This window comes from Bacillus sp. OV322 (assembly GCF_900112495.1).
In the GTDB taxonomy this organism is placed as follows: domain Bacteria; phylum Bacillota; class Bacilli; order Bacillales; family DSM-1321; genus Peribacillus.
The window spans coordinates 228,691-245,697 of sequence record NZ_FOMA01000007.1 but is presented as its reverse complement, the minus strand read 5'-3'; the positions used below and the strand labels follow the sequence as shown (position 1 = coordinate 245,697).

The following is a 17,007-nucleotide window of genomic DNA, read 5'->3' as shown; positions in this document are numbered from 1 at the left end:
ATACTATTGTTTAAAGCGCTGTATATCCTTTCTTTCCTGATAATTGTCATCTTCGAGTATTCCCATTTCTTCAATGAACCTCCGTGATTGCTCATTTCCTAATTTATAAATCATGGCGTAGATATTCTGAATCGTCCGGTCATATTTCCCGTTTTGAGAATCCTTGTGATATTCCTCATAAGGAATATGTGAACGGACATATGTTTTCATGTCAGCCGTATGATTTTTTTCAAGATAGCTTTTTAGTTCATTTACTTCACTGTCGTTTGCTTCAATGACAAAACTCGGATTTTCTTCTCTGACAGACTCAAGAAGCACATCACCGCCAACAAGATCCACATAATACGTTCTTTTTTCAGAATCCATTGCATCCATCTCCTTTTTCCTTTTCTTACCTGTTCTCTACCACAAATTAAATCAAAATAACCCTAAATTAGCCAAAGGCAAAAGATTATAAAATAATGGATAAAATAGGCTTAATTTACATGATATAATTTATTTAGGCTGTTTTCGTAAACTTTGTTGCTATGAAACAAGGTGGTTGATTTCCGCTCCAGGATGCTCGCTTTCCGCGGGCAGCCGTTGAGCCTCCTCGGCTGCGCCTGCTTAGGTCTCACCTGTTCTGCTAATCCGCAGGAGTCTCGCACCTTACGCTCTAATCAACCTGACTTGACAATGGGAACGCCCCACATAACAAATTAAAAAAACAACAATCTTTAAGGAAAGAGCCTTTATTTATTAAGAATCCCGACACTAGCAGATTTTAAATCGAGGAGCGGGACACATAATCGGGAGGACATCGCATGAAAAAAGCAGGTTTATTATTGGTTTCACTGGCTCTATTGACAGGCTGCACATCAAAAGTATACAGCAGCAATATGGAGCTTGGGAAAGACCAGCTGAAGGATGGGCATTATCAGGAAGCTTCTGAAGCCTTCAGCAAAGCATTTAAGGATAATCGGACAAATGAGGCAAAAGAGCTTATGAAGGCTTCAAAATATATGGAAGAAGGCACAAAGGCTTTTAATGAAGGGGACTTTAAGGTCTCGGTTTCTTTCTTTAAAAAGGTTCTGGATATGAAGGCAGAGCAGCAGGAAGACAAGGACCTTAAGAAGGAAGCAAAAGACTGGATGGAAAAAGGTGTACTTGCAGACAAACAAAGCACTGAACTGAAAGCCAAATTAAGTGATGGGCTAACAGCCCTGAATCAAAAAAAATTCGATGAAGCAAGCAAACAGTTTCAGGAGGTTGCTGAAAAATCAGCGGATCCTGCTCTTAAAGAAGAAGCCAATGCTCTGATCAAACAGGCCGCTGACCAAAAACAGGCTTACAGTAAAACAGCATCCATCAAGCCTTCAGAAGAAAAGAATGACTCGGTAAAGGAACAGGCCGGTTCAAAAGAAAAGAATGACTCACAGGATGGTTCTAAAGAAGAAGAACAAAAGGAGCCGGCAGCGGAGGTCCCTAAGGAAAAGGAAGATCCAGCGCCAAAACCGAATGAGCCTGAACCCTCCGCAGGCAAGAAAAACGATGATAAGCATGGGCAAACGGCTAAAAGCCTGACACACAGCGAAGCAGAGAAGCTTGTGAAAAGCTTTTTGCACATGGAGAATTCTTCAAATATCAAAGCACAGTATGATCATGACGCAGACAATGGGGATTACATCATCCATGTATTTGAAGTAGTAATAGATAATCCTAAAACCAAGGAAGGGCATACAGCCACATGGGGATGGTATGGAGTCGACCCTAAGACTAAAAAGGTTTATGAGGCCATTTAAATGTCTTAAATAATCCCTGATAGCCTGACACACAATTTTTGTTAAACGATCAGCTAATACACAAATTTTAAGAAAACAGCCCTCTGCTAATATAAATACCAATTGCCCCTGCACAGATGAGTTTTGCAGGAAATAAAGGGCAGATCAGCGAACTTCTATTATGATTGCAACTTTAATCAGAAAGGAGACAGAAATATGGCTGAACAATATCCGATCCTAAAAGGAGCGGAGCCATTTTATTTTGAAGGAAACAGGACGGGCATTCTCATATCCCATGGTTTTACAGGTACGGCGCAAAGTATGCGGCCAATTGCGGAGGCTTATGCTGACAAGGGGTATACGGTTTGCTTGCCAAGGCTTAAAGGACATGGCACCCATTATGAAGAACTGGAATCAACTGTACGCGGCGACTGGATGGCTTCGGTGGAAGAAGGGTATCAATGGCTGAAAAAGCGCTGTGACAGGATCGCAGTCACTGGTCTTTCCATGGGAGGCACATTGATTCTTTATCTTGCAGAAAAACACCCTGAAATTGAGGCTGTGATACCAATCAATGCAGCAATAGATCTGGAAAAAATGGGTGAAGGAAAGGATTTAAGCAATACAAGATATATGGATGCTATTGGTTCAGATATTAAGAATCCGGCTGTTTCAGAGCTTGCTTATGAGAAAACACCTGTAAAATCACTGATGGAGCTGGTTTCTTTAACAGATGAAGTGAGAGCTGAACTTAGCCGTATATCATGTCCCGCACTTATTTTTGTTTCCGAGGAAGACCATGTAGTGCCACCGGATAATGCTGAAGTGATTTATGAACGCATTTCTTCTGAGGAGAAGAAGATTGTGACTCTTCAAAACAGCTATCATGTGGCAACACTGGACTTTGACCAGACCCTGATTATTGAAGAGTCGCTGGCCTTTATAGACAAAGTCTGCAGTCAGACATTACATGAATAATGCCGGCAATTTGAAAGAGACATTCCTGTCTCTTTTTTTTCATGCGCTGCAAAGAATAAATTATTTGCTAATCTTCGATGATAGTCTTAATTTAAAATAAAGAACTACAATGCTAAAGGAGAATGCAAGATGGATATCCTTGTAATAGAAGATAATGAAAGTGTCAGTTCCATGCTGGAAATGTTTTTTGCCAAAGAGGGGCTGAACGGGGAATTTATTACAAACGGAAATGATGGATATGAGCGTTATAAATCCGGATCGTGGGATTTGCTTATCCTTGACTGGATGCTGCCTGGAATGGATGGGGTCACCATTTGCCGCAAAATCAGAGAGGAAGGCAGCAGGATTCCTATTATTATGCTGACCGCTAAAGACAGTGAATCAGACCAGGTGCTGGGGCTTGAGCTTGGGGCAGATGATTATGTTACCAAACCCTTCAGCCCGCTTGCCTTAATGGCAAGAATCAAGGCTGTTTCAAGAAGATATGAAAAGGAAAGCAATGAGGGGGACAAGGAGGGCCATTATATAAAGACCCGCCATTTTAAAATAAGCAAAGAAACAAGAGAAGTCTTTTTAGACGGAGGCCCTGTTTCGAACCTCACCCCCAAGGAATTCGATCTCTTGTATTATCTGATTACCAACCCGCGGCAGGTTTTTTCAAGAGAACAGCTGCTGGAACGGGTTTGGGGCTACCAGTTTTATGGAGATGAAAGAACAGTGGATGTACATATAAAGAGGCTTCGCAATAAAATTGGGTCCCAACGAAAGCCTATGCTTCATACGGTGTGGGGAGTGGGATATAAATTCGATGAAGCGGCGGATGCTCATGAAGAATAGAATGATCTTGCTGCTTCAGAAACTAAGGGTTAATTATATCTATCAAATGCTTGGAAGCCATATCAGTGTATTGCTCGTAGCGTTTATTGTGCTGAGTCTTCTTTTTGCAAATTATGTAGAAAGACTGGTTTATCAGAATAAGACGGATGAATTGATCACCTATGGAAGGAGCATTCTTGATAAATTCGAGAAAAATCCACAAGGTCCTGTAGCGACGCTTGAGCAATTTTATACCGTGCTGAATGCCCGCAATATTAACTTCAGCATCTTCGACGAAAATCAAAACATTGTGTACCCTTTTACTGGAAGGCTATCTAAATTTGTTCCGACCCGCGATGAGTGGAAACAGATTTCTGAAGGAAAGACCGTTGTCATTAAACGGGAAAGCCAGCGCTTCGGACAGGAGGTTTCAATGGTTGTGCTTCCCTATATAAGGAATGGCAGCCTCCTGGGAGGAATCCTGCTAATTTCCCCTATCAGCGGTTCTGCGGAAATGATCAGCGAAATCAACCATTATCTGCTTTATACCGTGCTGATAGCGCTCGCCATTTCCTTTTTGTTCAGCTGGGTTCTGTCTAAAATTCATGTTTCCCGGATCAAAAGAATCAGGGAGGCGACTTCAATGATTTCTTCGGGTAAGTATGATGTTCATGTACCTTCATCAGCGCTGGATGAGATTGGCGACCTTGGAAATGACTTTAACAAAATGGCTGAAAGACTGAAGGCTTCGTATGAAGAAATCGAGGTGCTGGAAAACAGGAGAAGGCAGTTTATGGCGGATGTTTCTCATGAACTTAGGACACCTCTTGCTACAATCAGGGGAATGATCGAGGGTTTACAGGATGGCATCATTCCCGAGGAAGACAGGGAAAACGGAATTAAGCTCGCAAGCAAGGAAACAAAGAGGCTGATTCGGCTGGTGAATGAAAATTTGGATTATGAAAAAATCCGTTCTAACCAAATCAAGCTGAACAAGGAGCATATTGAGCTTTTCGAAATGCTTGAAATCATCAAGGAACAGCTGTTGTTTCAGGCTGAAGAAAAAAATAACGTGCTTATAGCAGAAGCAGACAGTAATGCGAAGGTTTATGCCGATTATGACCGTTTAACGCAGATTTTAATCAATATTACGAAAAACAGCATCCAGTTTACTGAAAATGGAACCATTTGGCTCAGAGGAAAATCAGAAATGAAGCAGACAGTTATTGAAATTGAAGATACTGGAAAGGGAATTGATCCGAAAGAAATCGAATCTATCTGGAGGCGTTTCTATAAAGCAGACCTTTCAAGAAGCAGCACCCCCTATGGAGAATTCGGGCTCGGCCTATCCATTGTCAAACAGCTGGTCCAGCTCCATAACGGCGAAATTGATGTGACAAGCGAAAAAGGAAAAGGCACAAAGTTTGTTATTCGTCTGCCGGTACAATCTGAATAAATACCACCCCGGCGTCCGGATATATTCCGGCGCTTTTGTTTTGCCTGGAGAGCATAAAGAAGGCAGGCGTTCTGAATAATAATGAAATGATAATAAATATTTTTTTATTTAACCAGGATTATTCACCTTTTTCAAGGGGAAGTTGTATAATGAACTAAAAGTTGGGTATAGGAAAGAAATATAGTACAGGTTAAATACAAGCTTTGGGATGAGGTGAACAAACATGAATACGCAGCAAAAGGCCATGTCTAATACGAAAACTTACTCTGCCGCAGATGACTCCATTTCAGGAAATCGAAAAGGGCTGTTTGCATTATTGCCTTTTATCGGGCCTGCCTTTGTAGCGTCGATTGCTTATCTCGATCCGGGCAACTACGCGACGAACATTTCAGGTGGTGCCCAATTTGGATTTAAATTATTATGGGTCATAGTCATTGCCAATATCATGGGGATTTTATTTCAGAATATGTCAGCAAAGCTTGGCATTGCCACCGGAAAAAACCTGCCAGAGCTTTGCAGGGAAACCTTTCCGAAAAAGTCGGCTATCATCATGTGGATATTGTCGGAGCTTGCCTCCATGGCAACAGAATTAGCTGAGTTTCTTGGTGCGACCCTTGCATTGAATCTGCTGTTTGATATTCCGATGATTATCGCCGTTATTATTAACGGAATTATAACGTACGTTATTGTGGCCATGGAGCGCTATGGTTTCCGGCCGCTGGAAAAGATTATTACGGCATTCGCCCTCCTAATCGGCTTATGCTATATTGTAGAAATGTTTTATGCCAAGCCCCCGATAGACCAGGTGGCGTACCATAGCGTTGTACCATGGATTGGAAACAGCCAAAGCATCATGCTTGCAGTTGGAATCATCGGGGCCACGATTATGCCTCATGCGGTATTCCTTCATTCCAGCTTAACGCAAAAACGTGTTGTACCTAAAAATGATGCACAAAAATTAAAACTTCAAAAATACAGCACAATTGAAATATTCCTGGCAATGGGCCTTGCTGGTGTGGTGAATCTGGCGATGATGGTCATGGCAGCATCCGTTTTCTACGAATCAGGCCATACTGCTGTAGGAAGCATTGAAACGGCCTATGTAACCTTAATTCCTCTGCTTGGGCATGCTGCCGCCTCTGTATTTATTGTTTCCTTGCTCGTTTCCGGGGTTTCGAGCTCAGTGGTTGGAACGATGGCAGGCCAGGTGATCATGCAGGGATTCGTTAATTTCACCATTCCTGTCTGGCTCCGCAGGGTCATTACAATGGTTCCGGCTGCCATAGTTGTTACGCTTGGACTTGATCCTACACAAACGCTGGTTGTGAGCCAGGTTATACTAAGCATAGTGCTTCCGCTTCCCTTGATTCTGCTAATTCACTTTACAAGGAAAAAGGAATTGATGGGCAATCTTGTCAACAAAAAAACGACTACGGTTTTTGCCTGCATTTTTGCGGCTGTCATTCTAACGCTTAATATTGTCTTGATCGTCGATGTTATTTCTTCTATTCTTTCATAAATGTAAAGGCAGGCTGCTATGTATACGCAGCCTGCTTTTTTTGTCTGGAACATGGATGCCTTTCATTATGCGCGATCTCCTGATTATTAATAATCGTTTCATTCTTTGTTAATAATTTGGTCATAATTACTGGTTATGATAAAAATATAATCGGTAATCAGGGGAGGAATAATCATGGAAAACAATTTGCACGAAGAAGAAAATTATACTCAGCAGCAAAGGCAGAAGCCGAAAAACGGGCGGTCAATATGGTTTTACTCAGGCGTTTCAAGTATTGTCGGATCGCTTGTTACAAGTACGGTTTTCTTGGCTGGAGGTAACTATTTTCATGATACGCAACGAGCCTCCAATGCTGCACAGCCGAAAACGGCAGTGCAAAGCAGCAGCCAAAATTCAAAGCTGAATGTCCAAAATACCTCATATAATAAAGGATCATCAAATATAGCAGATATGGTAGAGAAATCTTCAAAGGCAGTAGTCGGCGTTGTTAACTTGCAGGCTGGGAATAATGGAGACCTTTTTTCACAGGATACAACAAGCCAAAACGTTGAAGCTGGTTCAGGTTCGGGTGTCATTTATAAAAAAGAAAATGGAAGTGCATATATTGTTACCAATAACCATGTAATTGAGGATGCCAAGGAAGTGCAGGTTGCTCTCTCCAATGGTGTAAAAACAAAAGCGGAGATTGTTGGTGCAGATCCTTTATCCGATTTGGCTGTATTGAAAATTGACGGAAGCAAGGCTCCTGATGCACTCAGCTTTGGGGACTCTGATTCCCTGCGTGCCGGGGACCAAGTGATTGCAATCGGCAATCCTCTTGGACTTGATTTATCTCGTACGGTTACAGAAGGTATTGTAAGCGCCGTAGGAAGGACAGTACCGGTTTCCACCTCGCAGGGTGAATGGGAATTGAACGTTATACAGACAGATGCAGCCATTAACCCTGGAAATAGCGGTGGAGCCTTAATTAATTCAAATGGTGAGGTAATTGGCATCAACAGCATGAAAATCTCAGAAAGCGGCGTGGAGGGCTTAGGATTTGCACTGCCGAGCAACGATGTGCTTCCAATTGTTAATCAATTGATTAAAGAAGGAAAGGTGAAGCGTCCATATATCGGTGTGAGCTTGTCAAACTTGGATGAACTGCCGCAGTATTATCTCCAGAATGCACCTAAGAACTTGAAAAACGGTGTAATGGTTACAGGAGTCGATCCTAAATCAGCTGCTGCGAGAAGCGGTATCCTTGAACAGGATATCATTGTTTCAATCAATGGAAAGAAAGTCGCTAATTCGTCGGAGCTAAGAAAATATCTGTATACGAAGGTTGGTTCAAATGATAAAGTAACCCTTGGTGTTTACCGGGGGGATATTAAAAAAAATGTAACTGTGCAGCTTGGTAACTAACTGAACCTAAACAAAGAGAGCAGAAGTGTCTTGCTCTCTTTTTGTTGTTATTTAGATACCAGGGTATTAATAAAGCTTTGAGAGCCGCATAGGGGCGGCTGCAAGCTTATTATAGTACATTGCCGATTGGAATGGAAACCAGCAATGTAACGTTTGGCAGAGCCGGTAAAAAAATTTTTTTCATGGTGATTAAGGAAAAATTCATTCCTTTGAAATAGTATTATTCTTATAGTTTGAAATCTGAATTATCTGTAAACAACTACCAGGCACGCTTGTACTCTTTATGTTACATATATGTATAGGGTAATTAATTTTTTTGGAAAAATAAACTGATGCACAATAATAAAATAAATGCAATAGCATATAATGAATTATATATGAAAACTATTTGACAAATTTGTGAACAGAAGTAAAATAGAAAGTATAAAGGAGATGGAAAATATGGATGAAAACAAAATGAAAGCGCTGAATGTTGTGAGAACTGCTGCAATCCTTGGCTGCTTATTAGGTTTTGGTTTATTTGTAATTGGCATGTTTGCAAGCGGTTTCAATTACAACCACATAGTATCCATTACGGGAATCATGATCGCACTTAGCTCTGTTTTTGTCTTTGGGGGTGCTCTTATGATTATGCTAATCAGTGAGGGCGGACCATTTAAGCAAAGAATTAAGTAATGAATAAGGATAAGGAATATGTAAAAAAAAATCCTGAACGGGAACGGCCCGTTCAGGATTTTTTTTTCTTTTAGATCAAGCTGCAGGGGTAAAGCCCTGCAGCTTTTTAGATGGAGTTTAGTACTTGTATCCCCAGATCATGGCGAATAGTGTACCAAGGATCGTTACAATACCTACGAATAAAGCATAAGCGACATTCAAGTAGATATGAGACTTATCACGTGATTCACCAACGTGCATGAACATAAGAAGCTGGACGCTTGCCTGTGCAATAGCAGTGATAAGCAAGATAATCATGCCAGCTGTAAAAGAAAGGTCAAAATAGTAAACAGCCAAGGCAACAATTGATAGGATTAATGAGAAAACAAATCCCATTACATGGTGAGCAGGGAATAATTGTTTCATATTACATCATTCCTTTCAAATAGACGAAGCTGTAGATGAAGATCCAGACAACGTCTAAGAAGTGCCAGTAAAGAGAGAAGATAAACGCTTTGTTGGCAGTACCTGCAGTGAAGCCTTCCCTTTTCACCTGAATCAGAATGGCAAGGCCCCAGAATAGACCCAAAGTAACGTGAAGTCCGTGTGTTCCAAGCAATGTAAACAATGCAGAAAGGAAACCGCTTGTTTGAATTGTTGCACCATCATGGACATATGTGACAAATTCAGTGATCTCAGTGCTTAAGAACCCAAGGCCCAGAAGCAATGTGATAATAAAGAAAGTCATCATGGCTTTCTTAGAACCATGGCGCATGGCATTAATTCCAAGGCCGATGGTGAAACTGCTTGTTAAAAGCAAGGCAGTTTCAATTAGTACACCTTTTATCTCGAATAATTCATGTGCGCTTGGACCATTTCCAAAACGGTTTGAAAGCGTGAAATATACTGAGAAAAGGGTGGAGAAGAGGGCAATCTCAGCCCCTAAAAAGATCCAAAACCCTAATACCTTTAACCTGTTTTCCTCTGTGCTGTACTCTAGAGGAAGTGAGTTATCTATTTTCATGCTCTGTCACCTCGCAGTGCATTTTCTGTTCTTTCAATTTCTTCTACAGAAATATGGTAGCCATGGTCGCGTTCGAATGAACGGTGAATCATAGTACCGAAGATTACAGCTACAGCAACGATTGCTGGAATCCACCAGCTGAATACTGCAAAGAATCCGCCGAAGAAGATTGCTACACCCATGACGAAAGGAACGCCTGTGTTGTTTGGCATATGAATTGGTTCATATTTGCCTTGGAAAATAGGTGTTTCACCTTTTTTAGAGAACCAGAACGCATCCAATTTTTCAATTGTAGGTGTAATGGCAAAGTTGTAAACCGGAATCGGACTGTGAGTAGCCCATTCCAAAGATCTTGCATCCCAAGGGTCGCCGCTTGTTTCTCTCGGGCTCTTGCGGATACTGTAATAGATATTGTAAACAAGGATACAGAAACCGATCGCTAGTCCAAGTGCACCTACGAAAGATAACATATTTAACGGGCCATAGCCTGTGCTTGCTGAGTAAGTGTACATACGGCGTGCCATTCCGTTAAGCCCAAGAATGAATAGCGGGAAGAATGCCACGTTGAAGCTGATTGCGATAAACCAGAAAGCAAGCTTTCCAAGTCGTTCGTTCAATTTGAAACCAAAAACTTTAGGGAACCAGAAGTGGAACCCGGCGATTACCGCAAACACTGCTCCTGGAATTAATACGTAGTGGAAATGCGCTACAAGGAACATTGTGTTGTGATACTGATAATCGGCACTTGCCATTGCTAGCATGACGCCTGTAACACCGCCGATTGTGAAAATCGGAATGAATGCCAATGAATAAAGCATCGGTGTAGTGAAAGTGATTTTCCCTTTGCGCAGGGTGAATAGCCAGTTGAATATTTTAACCCCGGTAGGAACCGCGATAGCCATTGTTGTAATGGAGAAGAATCCATTAACCATTGCTCCGTGACCCATTGTATAGAAATGGTGAGCCCATACTACGAAAGAAAGCAATGAAATGGCAACCATGCTTATTACCATGGATTTGTAGCCATAAAGGTTTTTGCGTGAAAATGCTGAAATGATTTCACTGTAAATACCGAAAGCAGGCAGGATAACGATATAAACCTCAGGATGTCCCCATACCCAGAAAAGGTTGGCCCAAAGCATATCCATACCGCCGTTTTGCATTGTAAAGAACTGTGTGCCAAATTGACGGTCAAACATCATTAGAGCAAGTGCTACAGTCAATACAGGGAAAGCGAAAACGATAATTACGTTTGTAACAAGGATAGACCAAGTAAACATTGGCATTTTCATTAAAGTCATGCCAGGTGCTCTCATTTTCAGAATGGTAACAAGGAAGTTAATACCTGTCAGCAATGTACCGATACCGGCAATCTGAAGTGATAGAGAGTAATAGTTGTTTCCTACTGTCGGGCTGAACTCTTTGCTTGCAAGCGGGAAGTATGCAGACCAGCCTGCGTCAGGAGAACCCCCGATAACAAAGGAAATATTGAATAACATTGCTCCGGCAAAGAAGAACCAGAAGCTTACAGCGTTCAAACGAGGGAATGCAACGTCACGCGCTCCGATTTGAAGCGGAGTAACAACGTTCATTAACCCAATAATAAATGGCATAGCCATGAACAGAATCATGATGACCCCGTGAGTTGTAAAGATTTCATTATAATGCTGTGCATCAAGCAGGCCATTATCTGGCATAGCAGTTTGAGCACGCATCAATAGTGCGTCGACGCCTCCGCGGAAAAGCATAAGCAAGGCGGCTAAAATGTACATGACACCGATACGTTTATGATCGACAGTTGTCAGCCATTCGCGCCAAAGATATCCCCATTTCTTAAAATAGGTTAATCCTGCAAGAATAGCGATTGAAACGACAACGATACTGACCATGGCTCCGTAAATCATCGGTTCACCGGTTACGAAAAATTCGTCCCATTTCATACGTTTGTGACTCCTTTCTTATTGTTGCTAGAATAGTGGTTCATATTAAGCCACATTGTTTATTTGTCGTTGCCCATGTCCATTCCATCCATGTCAGAAGATTTCATATCTGCATCTCCGCCATGATGGTGGCTGGCATTTTTACCCTCAGGTGCCGGGTTGAATTTTAAGTGAGTGGAAGTGAAAGTCTCACGGCCAACGTGCTCAGCCTTAAGAAGCTTGTTAAACTTAGATTCAGTCAGTTTAGGAGCTGAACTTTTCACATCAGCAACCCATTTCTTATAATCTTTCGGTGATAGTGACTGTGCTTCAAAATCCATGTCAGCAAATCCGCGTCCTGAGAAGTTGGAGTTTCTTCCCATGAAAGAGCCTGGTGCGTTAGCAACTAAACGAAGTTTATTCACCATATCGCTCATTGCATATTTTTGTCCGGCAAGCTGTGGAATCCAGAAGCTTGAGATCGGACCATAAGAATAGAGACGGAATTCAATTGGTCGGTTTGTAGGAATGTTAACATAGTTAACTGTCTCGATATTTTCTTCAGGATAGCTGAAGTGCCATTTCCAGTTAGATGATGCAGCATAGATAACAACAGGTTTTTGTGATTCATAACCCTTAGGAGTCGTTTCAACTGCATTCGTCGAACGGACCGTTACAACTGATAGTACAGCAACGATGATAACTGGAATTGCAATCCAGATTGTTTCAAGTACCTTGCTGCCCTCGTCATGCGGAGGCTCATAATCTTTATCCGCTTTAGAAGCGCGATATTTGGTTAACATAATTACAAAAAGTACATACACGACAAGTAAGATGAAAATCATGACTAAGATGGAGAAAATAATCGTGTCAGATTGCGTTTTAGCGACCGGACCCTTTGGATCAAATATTAGTAAAGAATTTTCGCAGCCTGAAAGCACTGTGGCAATAGTGAAAATTATAAACAGGAAAGCCCATTTCATTTTCATAATGTACCCCTTTCTTATATAGTGGTTAAAACAATTTGTTAGTTATTCAGAAAAAGTGTTAAACATTTCACAAACTGACGTATCTATCTTATTCCCATAGGAGAAAAAATACAATCTAAAGTTACGGAGTGTCACAAAAAGTTCATTTATTATTAGTGAACAATTGGAAGCAGAAACTAAATGCTGGATATATTTAAGTAAGTAAAATATGATAGTTGTTTAGTATCTATATGTTCAACAAATTCTTATTCTGATATAGCCAAAATAACTAATTTTTAAAACTGTTCAGAAAACAGAGAATATTAGGTATTCTTATTTCCTAGTGAGCTGAGTTACAAGTAAGCTATCCACCGCAATTAAAAATTTCTCTATAATATGGAAAGAAAATAATTATTTCATGAAACTAAATAGTATATACCAATGAAAAAGCAGGTATCTCTTGGATGCCTGCTTTAAGTTAATTAGCAACTTGTTTCTGTATCTGTTCCAGTGCGGTTTGGTAAATTTCCTCCTGTGCTGTTTCTCTCCGTGCTATTACATTTGTCTGGTAGCACTTTCCCTGATAATCCAGTTTAACTGTTATTTCAATCATTTGTTACACCTCCGTTATAGCGGAATATTTTTTCTATAGTATATATACCAAAAATTGCCCCTATTAAAACACATAATTCATTAATAATGGATTTTTTTAAAATAGAGCTGTTTTCGTAAACTTTGCTGCTATGGAACAAGGGGATGCTCGCTTTCCGCTAATCTAATCAGGAGTTCTTACGCTACAAGCCACCTCTTTAATAATGAGACCGTGTGACAGAACATAGTAAAAAACACGAAACAAAATTTGTTTCGTGTTTTTTGCCGTTTACCGTGCATTTACTTTATTCAGGAATTGAAGGGTGCGTTTATTTCGGGTGTTGACAAGGACTTCTTCAGGAGTGCCTTTTTCCGCTATTACTCCTTGATCCATGAAGACTACGGTATCAGCAACATCGTTTGCAAATTGCATTTCGTGTGTTACGACAACCATAGTCATGCCTTCTTCAGCAAGGTTTTTCATAACCTTAAGAACTTCACCGACAAGTTCTGGATCCAGGGCAGAGGTAGGTTCATCAAACAATAGTACCTCTGGGTCCATAGCCATGGCGCGTGCTATGGAAATCCTTTGCTGCTGGCCGCCGGAGAGCTGATGCGGATACATGTCCGCACGATCAGCGAGGCCAACCTTATCCAGAAGATCCATTGCCTTTTTACGGGCCTCCTGTTTGGAACGCTTCAGGACAATTACTTGGCCCTCCATAATATTCTCGACTGCAGTAAGGTGCGGGAAGAGGTTGTAATTCTGGAATACCATTCCTGTTTGCTGCCGGAAAGCGACAACTTCTTTTTTATTGGTTTTTGATCCTTCATTAAAAGACATATTTTTGTTTCCCAGCACAATCGAGCCTGCGTCCGGAATCTCAAGAAGGTTTAAACAGCGGAGAAGCGTTGTCTTTCCTGAACCGGAAGGTCCGATGATAACTGCTGTTTTGCCTTTTTCAATTGAAAGGTCAATGCCTTTTAAAACTTCCAGATCATTAAATCTTTTTTTTAGGCCATCTAAGATAATCATTTGCTGTTCCTCCATTATTTAGCCACACTTCGCTCAAAGCGGATTTCGAGTTTAGTCTGCAAATAAGAAAGCACGGTGCTGAATATAAGGTAGATAAAAGCTACTTCAATATAAAGCCATAAAGGCTCATAGGTCACAGCGGCAATTTGCTGCCCTTTTTGAAATAATTCTGTAACTGTGATTGTTGCAGCAAGTGATGTATCCTTCACAAGGCTGATAAATGAATTCCCGAGAGGAGGGATGGAAACCCGGACAGCTTGAGGAAGAATAATTCTTCTCATGGCCTGTCCCCTTGTCATTCCGATAGAATAGGCAGCCTCCCATTGGCCTTTTGGAATGGAAAGGATGGCAGCGCGTATGATTTCAGAGCTATATGCGCCTTTATTTAAAGTAAATACAATAATTGCGGCCGGAAGCGGATCTAACGTTATATTTATACTAGGCAAACCATAGAAAATGATGAATAGCTGGACAAGGAGGGGTGTTCCCCTGAAAATCCAAACATAAAATTTCACCAGTGCTACCAGGGGTTTAACCCCGGATATGCGGGCAACTGCTGCAAAAAATGCCAGCAGCAGTCCCAGTATAAATGTAATCAGCGTAAGCGGTATCGTATAATAAAGACCCGCTTTTAAAATAGGAAAAAAGGAATCGCTAAGGATTCCTAATATTCGGGTGACTCGTTCATCAGCAAACATATCTATTCAATTCCTTTACTTCGATACGTCCGTTCCAAACCATTTTTTAGAGATTTTTAAGTACGTACCGTCTTTTTTCATATCTGCCAAGGCTTTATTGATTTCAGTTACAAGCTTGCCGCTGTCTTTACGGAAAAGGAAAGCATTGCTTGTTGCATTGTTTTCTTCATATACCTTCTTAATCGGCAATTCAGGACGCTGATGGATTAAATCAAGGTATGAAAGGCTGTCATTAAGTGTTGCATCAACCCTTTTTGAAGTAATAAGGTCAATGGACTGATTGAAGCCATCCACTACTGTGTTTGTTGCTCCGTGCTGTTCAGCAATTTTGCGGTAGTTGCTGTCTAGTGACTGTGCAACTTTCTTGCCTTTCAAATCATCAGGTTTTTTAATGTCTTTGTTGTTCTTATTTACAATAAGGACAGCTTTAGAAACGATGTAAGGATCTGACATGTCATATTTCTTTAAACGGTCATCACGCACAGCAACTTCATTGGCTACCATGTCATAGCGTTTAGAATCAAGTCCGGCAATCATGCCGTCCCATTTTGTTTCAATGAACTTTGGCTTGATATTCATGCGTTTGAAAACTTCCTGGGCAATTTCGATGTCAAATCCAGTTAACTTGCCTGATTTGTCATGAAAGGTAAAGGGTGCATAAGTTCCTTCTGTACCAATTGTTACTTCGCCTTTTTTCTTTACTTGATCGTAAAGACTGTTTGATGCTGAGTTGTTTTTATCCTTGCTTGTGCCGCAGGCTGATAAAGCCACGACAAGAATCAATGCAAGAAAAGACCATGCTGCTTTCTTCATATCTTAACCCCCACTATTTTTATCGGTATTATTTAAAACTTAATCAGAATACTTGAAAAAAATTTGCTTGTCAACGAATTAAGCACTCCTTATTATCTCTCTTTAACCCAAATATTATTTTTAAAATACAGATACCCTAACAAAAGAAAGTAAAAACGGATTTAATAAAGGTTTTATAAATCGGTCCGGTTGAAAAAATATCAATGGAGCTTTAACAGACCCCTCAATCAAGAGGATGGGAAAATGAGATTGACAAACCCTGATTTTTTACATATAGTAACAAAGAAAAAATACATATTCCGTGAAGCGGGAGAGGTTCATAGCGGCAACCCTCTATAAAAAACTATGGCTTGATCCTATACCAATCAACCATATCACTTTAGCGATATGGTTTTTCTTTTTTTAGGCGCACATTGGTGGTTTCTGCACATTGCGGATTGAAGCGGATTGCGGGAATGCTGGCGGATTAATATAAAAGCGAATCCTGGCAGACGCATGAATAACCGCCAATAAGTTCTGGCGTACTGAACAAAATTCCGCATTTGTTTAACAGTACCTTTTTTTATATGCTTCCGGTTAGAGTACACTCTTTAGTGAAACGGGATATTAGGAGGAAATAACATGTCTGGCAGAAAGACAGAAGAACTAACGGATATTACACTGCTTGGGAATCAGGGAACAAAATATTTATTTGATTATTCACCGGAGATTCTGGAAAGCTTTGATAATAAGCATCCAAACCGCGACTATTTTGTGAAGTTTAATTGTCCGGAATTTACCAGCCTTTGCCCGATAACGGGACAGCCGGATTTTGCCACTATCTATATCAGCTATATACCTGGAGAAAAAATGGTCGAAAGCAAATCCTTGAAGCTTTATCTGTTCAGCTTCCGTAATCACGGCGACTTTCATGAAGATTGCATGAATATTATCATGAATGATCTTATTGAATTAATGGATCCAAGGTATATAGAGGTATGGGGCAAATTTACGCCAAGAGGCGGTATTTCCATTGATCCATATACGAACTACGGAAAGCCTGGAACTAAATTTGAAGAAATGGCGAATTACAGGTTAATGAACCACGACTTGTATCCGGAAAAAGTCGACAACCGCTAATGAAATAATGACAGAAGCTTTTTGGGGGCACTGAAAAAGTCTTGTATGGCTGTCGTTACTTTGCCCGGTTGATTGGAACGTAGGGGTGATTCGCTTTCCGCGGGGCGTGCGGTGAGCTTCCTCGACGCTATGCGTCTGCGGGGTCTCACCTATCCCGCTGATCCCGCAGGAGTCTCGCACCTTCCGTTCCAATCAACCTAGTGCTCTTAAATATGTATTAACAACACCACGAGCCCAAGTCCTTGATTTTTT

General features: G+C 40.9%; 17 protein-coding genes. 8 read left to right on the top strand and 9 right to left on the bottom strand.

The genetic code is table 11. The annotated features are described in order from the left end of the window. Nucleotides 1-3: 3 nt before the first annotated feature. Nucleotides 4-366: a hypothetical protein gene (locus tag BM126_RS18190; RefSeq protein ID WP_090990835.1), complete on the bottom strand. Its 363-nt coding sequence runs from the start codon at nucleotides 364-366 to the stop codon at nucleotides 4-6. A gap of 437 nt (nucleotides 367-803) precedes the next feature. On the opposite strand from BM126_RS18190, the gene BM126_RS18185 reads away from it, so the two are divergent. The 7 genes from BM126_RS18185 to BM126_RS18155 all read left to right on the top strand — a co-directional run bounded on the left by BM126_RS18185 (nucleotide 804) and on the right by BM126_RS18155 (nucleotide 8,608). Continuing rightward, a complete protein-coding gene (locus tag BM126_RS18185; protein WP_090990834.1) occupies nucleotides 804-1,781 on the top strand; it encodes a tetratricopeptide repeat protein in 978 nt (325 codons plus the stop codon). A 195-nt stretch (nucleotides 1,782-1,976) separates the two neighbouring features. Next, entirely contained in the window at nucleotides 1,977-2,738 is a 762-nt protein-coding gene (locus BM126_RS18180) for an alpha/beta hydrolase (protein WP_090990833.1), read from the top strand. 129 nt (nucleotides 2,739-2,867) lie between these two features. Continuing rightward, nucleotides 2,868-3,575 carry a response regulator transcription factor gene (locus BM126_RS18175; RefSeq protein ID WP_090990832.1) on the top strand — a complete coding sequence of 236 codons (708 nt, stop codon included), beginning with the start codon at nucleotides 2,868-2,870 and terminating at the stop codon, nucleotides 3,573-3,575. Beyond that, nucleotides 3,565-5,010 (top strand): sensor histidine kinase, encoded by a 1,446-nt coding sequence (locus tag BM126_RS18170; protein ID WP_256213172.1) that lies wholly within the window; start codon nucleotides 3,565-3,567, stop codon nucleotides 5,008-5,010. The genes BM126_RS18175 and BM126_RS18170 overlap by 11 nt, the downstream gene beginning before the upstream one ends. Before the next feature lie 223 nt (nucleotides 5,011-5,233). Beyond that, nucleotides 5,234-6,529, top strand: a complete 1,296-nt coding sequence (locus tag BM126_RS18165) for an Nramp family divalent metal transporter (RefSeq protein ID WP_090990831.1) — start codon at nucleotides 5,234-5,236, stop codon at nucleotides 6,527-6,529. Between the two features lie 174 nt (nucleotides 6,530-6,703). Next, nucleotides 6,704-7,933: a S1C family serine protease gene (locus BM126_RS18160; protein ID WP_090990830.1), complete on the top strand. Its 1,230-nt coding sequence runs from the start codon at nucleotides 6,704-6,706 to the stop codon at nucleotides 7,931-7,933. 441 nt (nucleotides 7,934-8,374) lie between these two features. Continuing rightward, complete coding sequence (locus BM126_RS18155; RefSeq protein WP_090990829.1) at nucleotides 8,375-8,608, top strand: hypothetical protein; 234 nt, start codon at nucleotides 8,375-8,377, stop codon at nucleotides 8,606-8,608. Between the two features lie 117 nt (nucleotides 8,609-8,725). Here BM126_RS18155 and qoxD read toward each other — a convergent pair whose 3' ends face one another. The 8 genes from qoxD to BM126_RS18120 all read right to left on the bottom strand — a co-directional run bounded on the left by qoxD (nucleotide 8,726) and on the right by BM126_RS18120 (nucleotide 15,636). Further along, the gene (gene qoxD, locus BM126_RS18150) at nucleotides 8,726-9,013 is read right to left on the bottom strand and encodes a cytochrome aa3 quinol oxidase subunit IV (RefSeq protein ID WP_071350488.1); all 288 of its coding nucleotides are present in this window, start codon (nucleotides 9,011-9,013) and stop codon (nucleotides 8,726-8,728) included. 1 nt (nucleotide 9,014) lies between these two features. Next, complete coding sequence (gene qoxC, locus BM126_RS18145) at nucleotides 9,015-9,611, bottom strand: cytochrome aa3 quinol oxidase subunit III (protein ID WP_090990828.1); 597 nt, start codon at nucleotides 9,609-9,611, stop codon at nucleotides 9,015-9,017. Beyond that, nucleotides 9,608-11,551: a cytochrome aa3 quinol oxidase subunit I gene (qoxB, locus tag BM126_RS18140; protein ID WP_090990827.1), complete on the bottom strand. Its 1,944-nt coding sequence runs from the start codon at nucleotides 11,549-11,551 to the stop codon at nucleotides 9,608-9,610. Before qoxB ends, qoxC begins: the two co-directional genes overlap by 4 nt. Nucleotides 11,552-11,610: 59 nt before the next feature. Continuing rightward, on the bottom strand, nucleotides 11,611-12,519 hold the full coding sequence (gene qoxA, locus BM126_RS18135; RefSeq protein ID WP_090990826.1) for a cytochrome aa3 quinol oxidase subunit II: 909 nt from the start codon (nucleotides 12,517-12,519) through the stop codon (nucleotides 11,611-11,613). A 457-nt stretch (nucleotides 12,520-12,976) separates the two neighbouring features. Then, nucleotides 12,977-13,111, bottom strand: coding sequence for a BA3454 family stress response protein (locus BM126_RS22025; protein WP_139194315.1), 135 nt, complete (start codon nucleotides 13,109-13,111; stop codon nucleotides 12,977-12,979). Between the two features lie 267 nt (nucleotides 13,112-13,378). Next, nucleotides 13,379-14,125 carry an amino acid ABC transporter ATP-binding protein gene (locus BM126_RS18130; RefSeq protein ID WP_090990825.1) on the bottom strand — a complete coding sequence of 249 codons (747 nt, stop codon included), beginning with the start codon at nucleotides 14,123-14,125 and terminating at the stop codon, nucleotides 13,379-13,381. Between the two features lie 14 nt (nucleotides 14,126-14,139). Further along, nucleotides 14,140-14,823, bottom strand: coding sequence for an amino acid ABC transporter permease (locus tag BM126_RS18125; RefSeq protein ID WP_090990824.1), 684 nt, complete (start codon nucleotides 14,821-14,823; stop codon nucleotides 14,140-14,142). A 15-nt stretch (nucleotides 14,824-14,838) separates the two neighbouring features. Further along, on the bottom strand, nucleotides 14,839-15,636 hold the full coding sequence (locus BM126_RS18120; protein WP_090990823.1) for an amino acid ABC transporter substrate-binding protein: 798 nt from the start codon (nucleotides 15,634-15,636) through the stop codon (nucleotides 14,839-14,841). A gap of 621 nt (nucleotides 15,637-16,257) precedes the next feature. Here BM126_RS18120 and queF point away from each other — a divergent pair. Continuing rightward, a complete protein-coding gene (gene queF, locus BM126_RS18115; RefSeq protein WP_071353521.1) occupies nucleotides 16,258-16,755 on the top strand; it encodes a preQ(1) synthase in 498 nt (165 codons plus the stop codon). Nucleotides 16,756-17,007 lie beyond the last annotated feature (252 nt).

Bases quoted from the DNA above. Each gene is read 5' to 3' on its own strand.
- BM126_RS18130 (WP_090990825.1), bottom strand. From the start codon at position 14,125: ATGATTATCTTAGATGGCCTAAAAAAAAGATTTAATGATCTGGAAGTT.
- BM126_RS18125 (WP_090990824.1), bottom strand. From the start codon at position 14,823: ATGTTTGCTGATGAACGAGTCACCCGAATATTAGGAATCCTTAGCGAT.
- BM126_RS18190 (WP_090990835.1), bottom strand. From the start codon at position 366: ATGGATTCTGAAAAAAGAACGTATTATGTGGATCTTGTTGGCGGTGAT.
- qoxC (WP_090990828.1), bottom strand. From the start codon at position 9,611: ATGAAAATAGATAACTCACTTCCTCTAGAGTACAGCACAGAGGAAAAC.
- queF (WP_071353521.1), top strand. From the start codon at position 16,258: ATGTCTGGCAGAAAGACAGAAGAACTAACGGATATTACACTGCTTGGG.
- qoxB (WP_090990827.1), bottom strand. From the start codon at position 11,551: ATGAAATGGGACGAATTTTTCGTAACCGGTGAACCGATGATTTACGGA.
- qoxD (WP_071350488.1), bottom strand. From the start codon at position 9,013: ATGAAACAATTATTCCCTGCTCACCATGTAATGGGATTTGTTTTCTCA.
- BM126_RS18180 (WP_090990833.1), top strand. From the start codon at position 1,977: ATGGCTGAACAATATCCGATCCTAAAAGGAGCGGAGCCATTTTATTTT.
- BM126_RS18165 (WP_090990831.1), top strand. From the start codon at position 5,234: ATGAATACGCAGCAAAAGGCCATGTCTAATACGAAAACTTACTCTGCC.
- BM126_RS18160 (WP_090990830.1), top strand. From the start codon at position 6,704: ATGGAAAACAATTTGCACGAAGAAGAAAATTATACTCAGCAGCAAAGG.
- BM126_RS18120 (WP_090990823.1), bottom strand. From the start codon at position 15,636: ATGAAGAAAGCAGCATGGTCTTTTCTTGCATTGATTCTTGTCGTGGCT.
- BM126_RS18185 (WP_090990834.1), top strand. From the start codon at position 804: ATGAAAAAAGCAGGTTTATTATTGGTTTCACTGGCTCTATTGACAGGC.
- BM126_RS18155 (WP_090990829.1), top strand. From the start codon at position 8,375: ATGGATGAAAACAAAATGAAAGCGCTGAATGTTGTGAGAACTGCTGCA.
- qoxA (WP_090990826.1), bottom strand. From the start codon at position 12,519: ATGAAAATGAAATGGGCTTTCCTGTTTATAATTTTCACTATTGCCACA.
- BM126_RS22025 (WP_139194315.1), bottom strand. From the start codon at position 13,111: ATGATTGAAATAACAGTTAAACTGGATTATCAGGGAAAGTGCTACCAG.
- BM126_RS18175 (WP_090990832.1), top strand. From the start codon at position 2,868: ATGGATATCCTTGTAATAGAAGATAATGAAAGTGTCAGTTCCATGCTG.
- BM126_RS18170 (WP_256213172.1), top strand. From the start codon at position 3,565: ATGAAGAATAGAATGATCTTGCTGCTTCAGAAACTAAGGGTTAATTAT.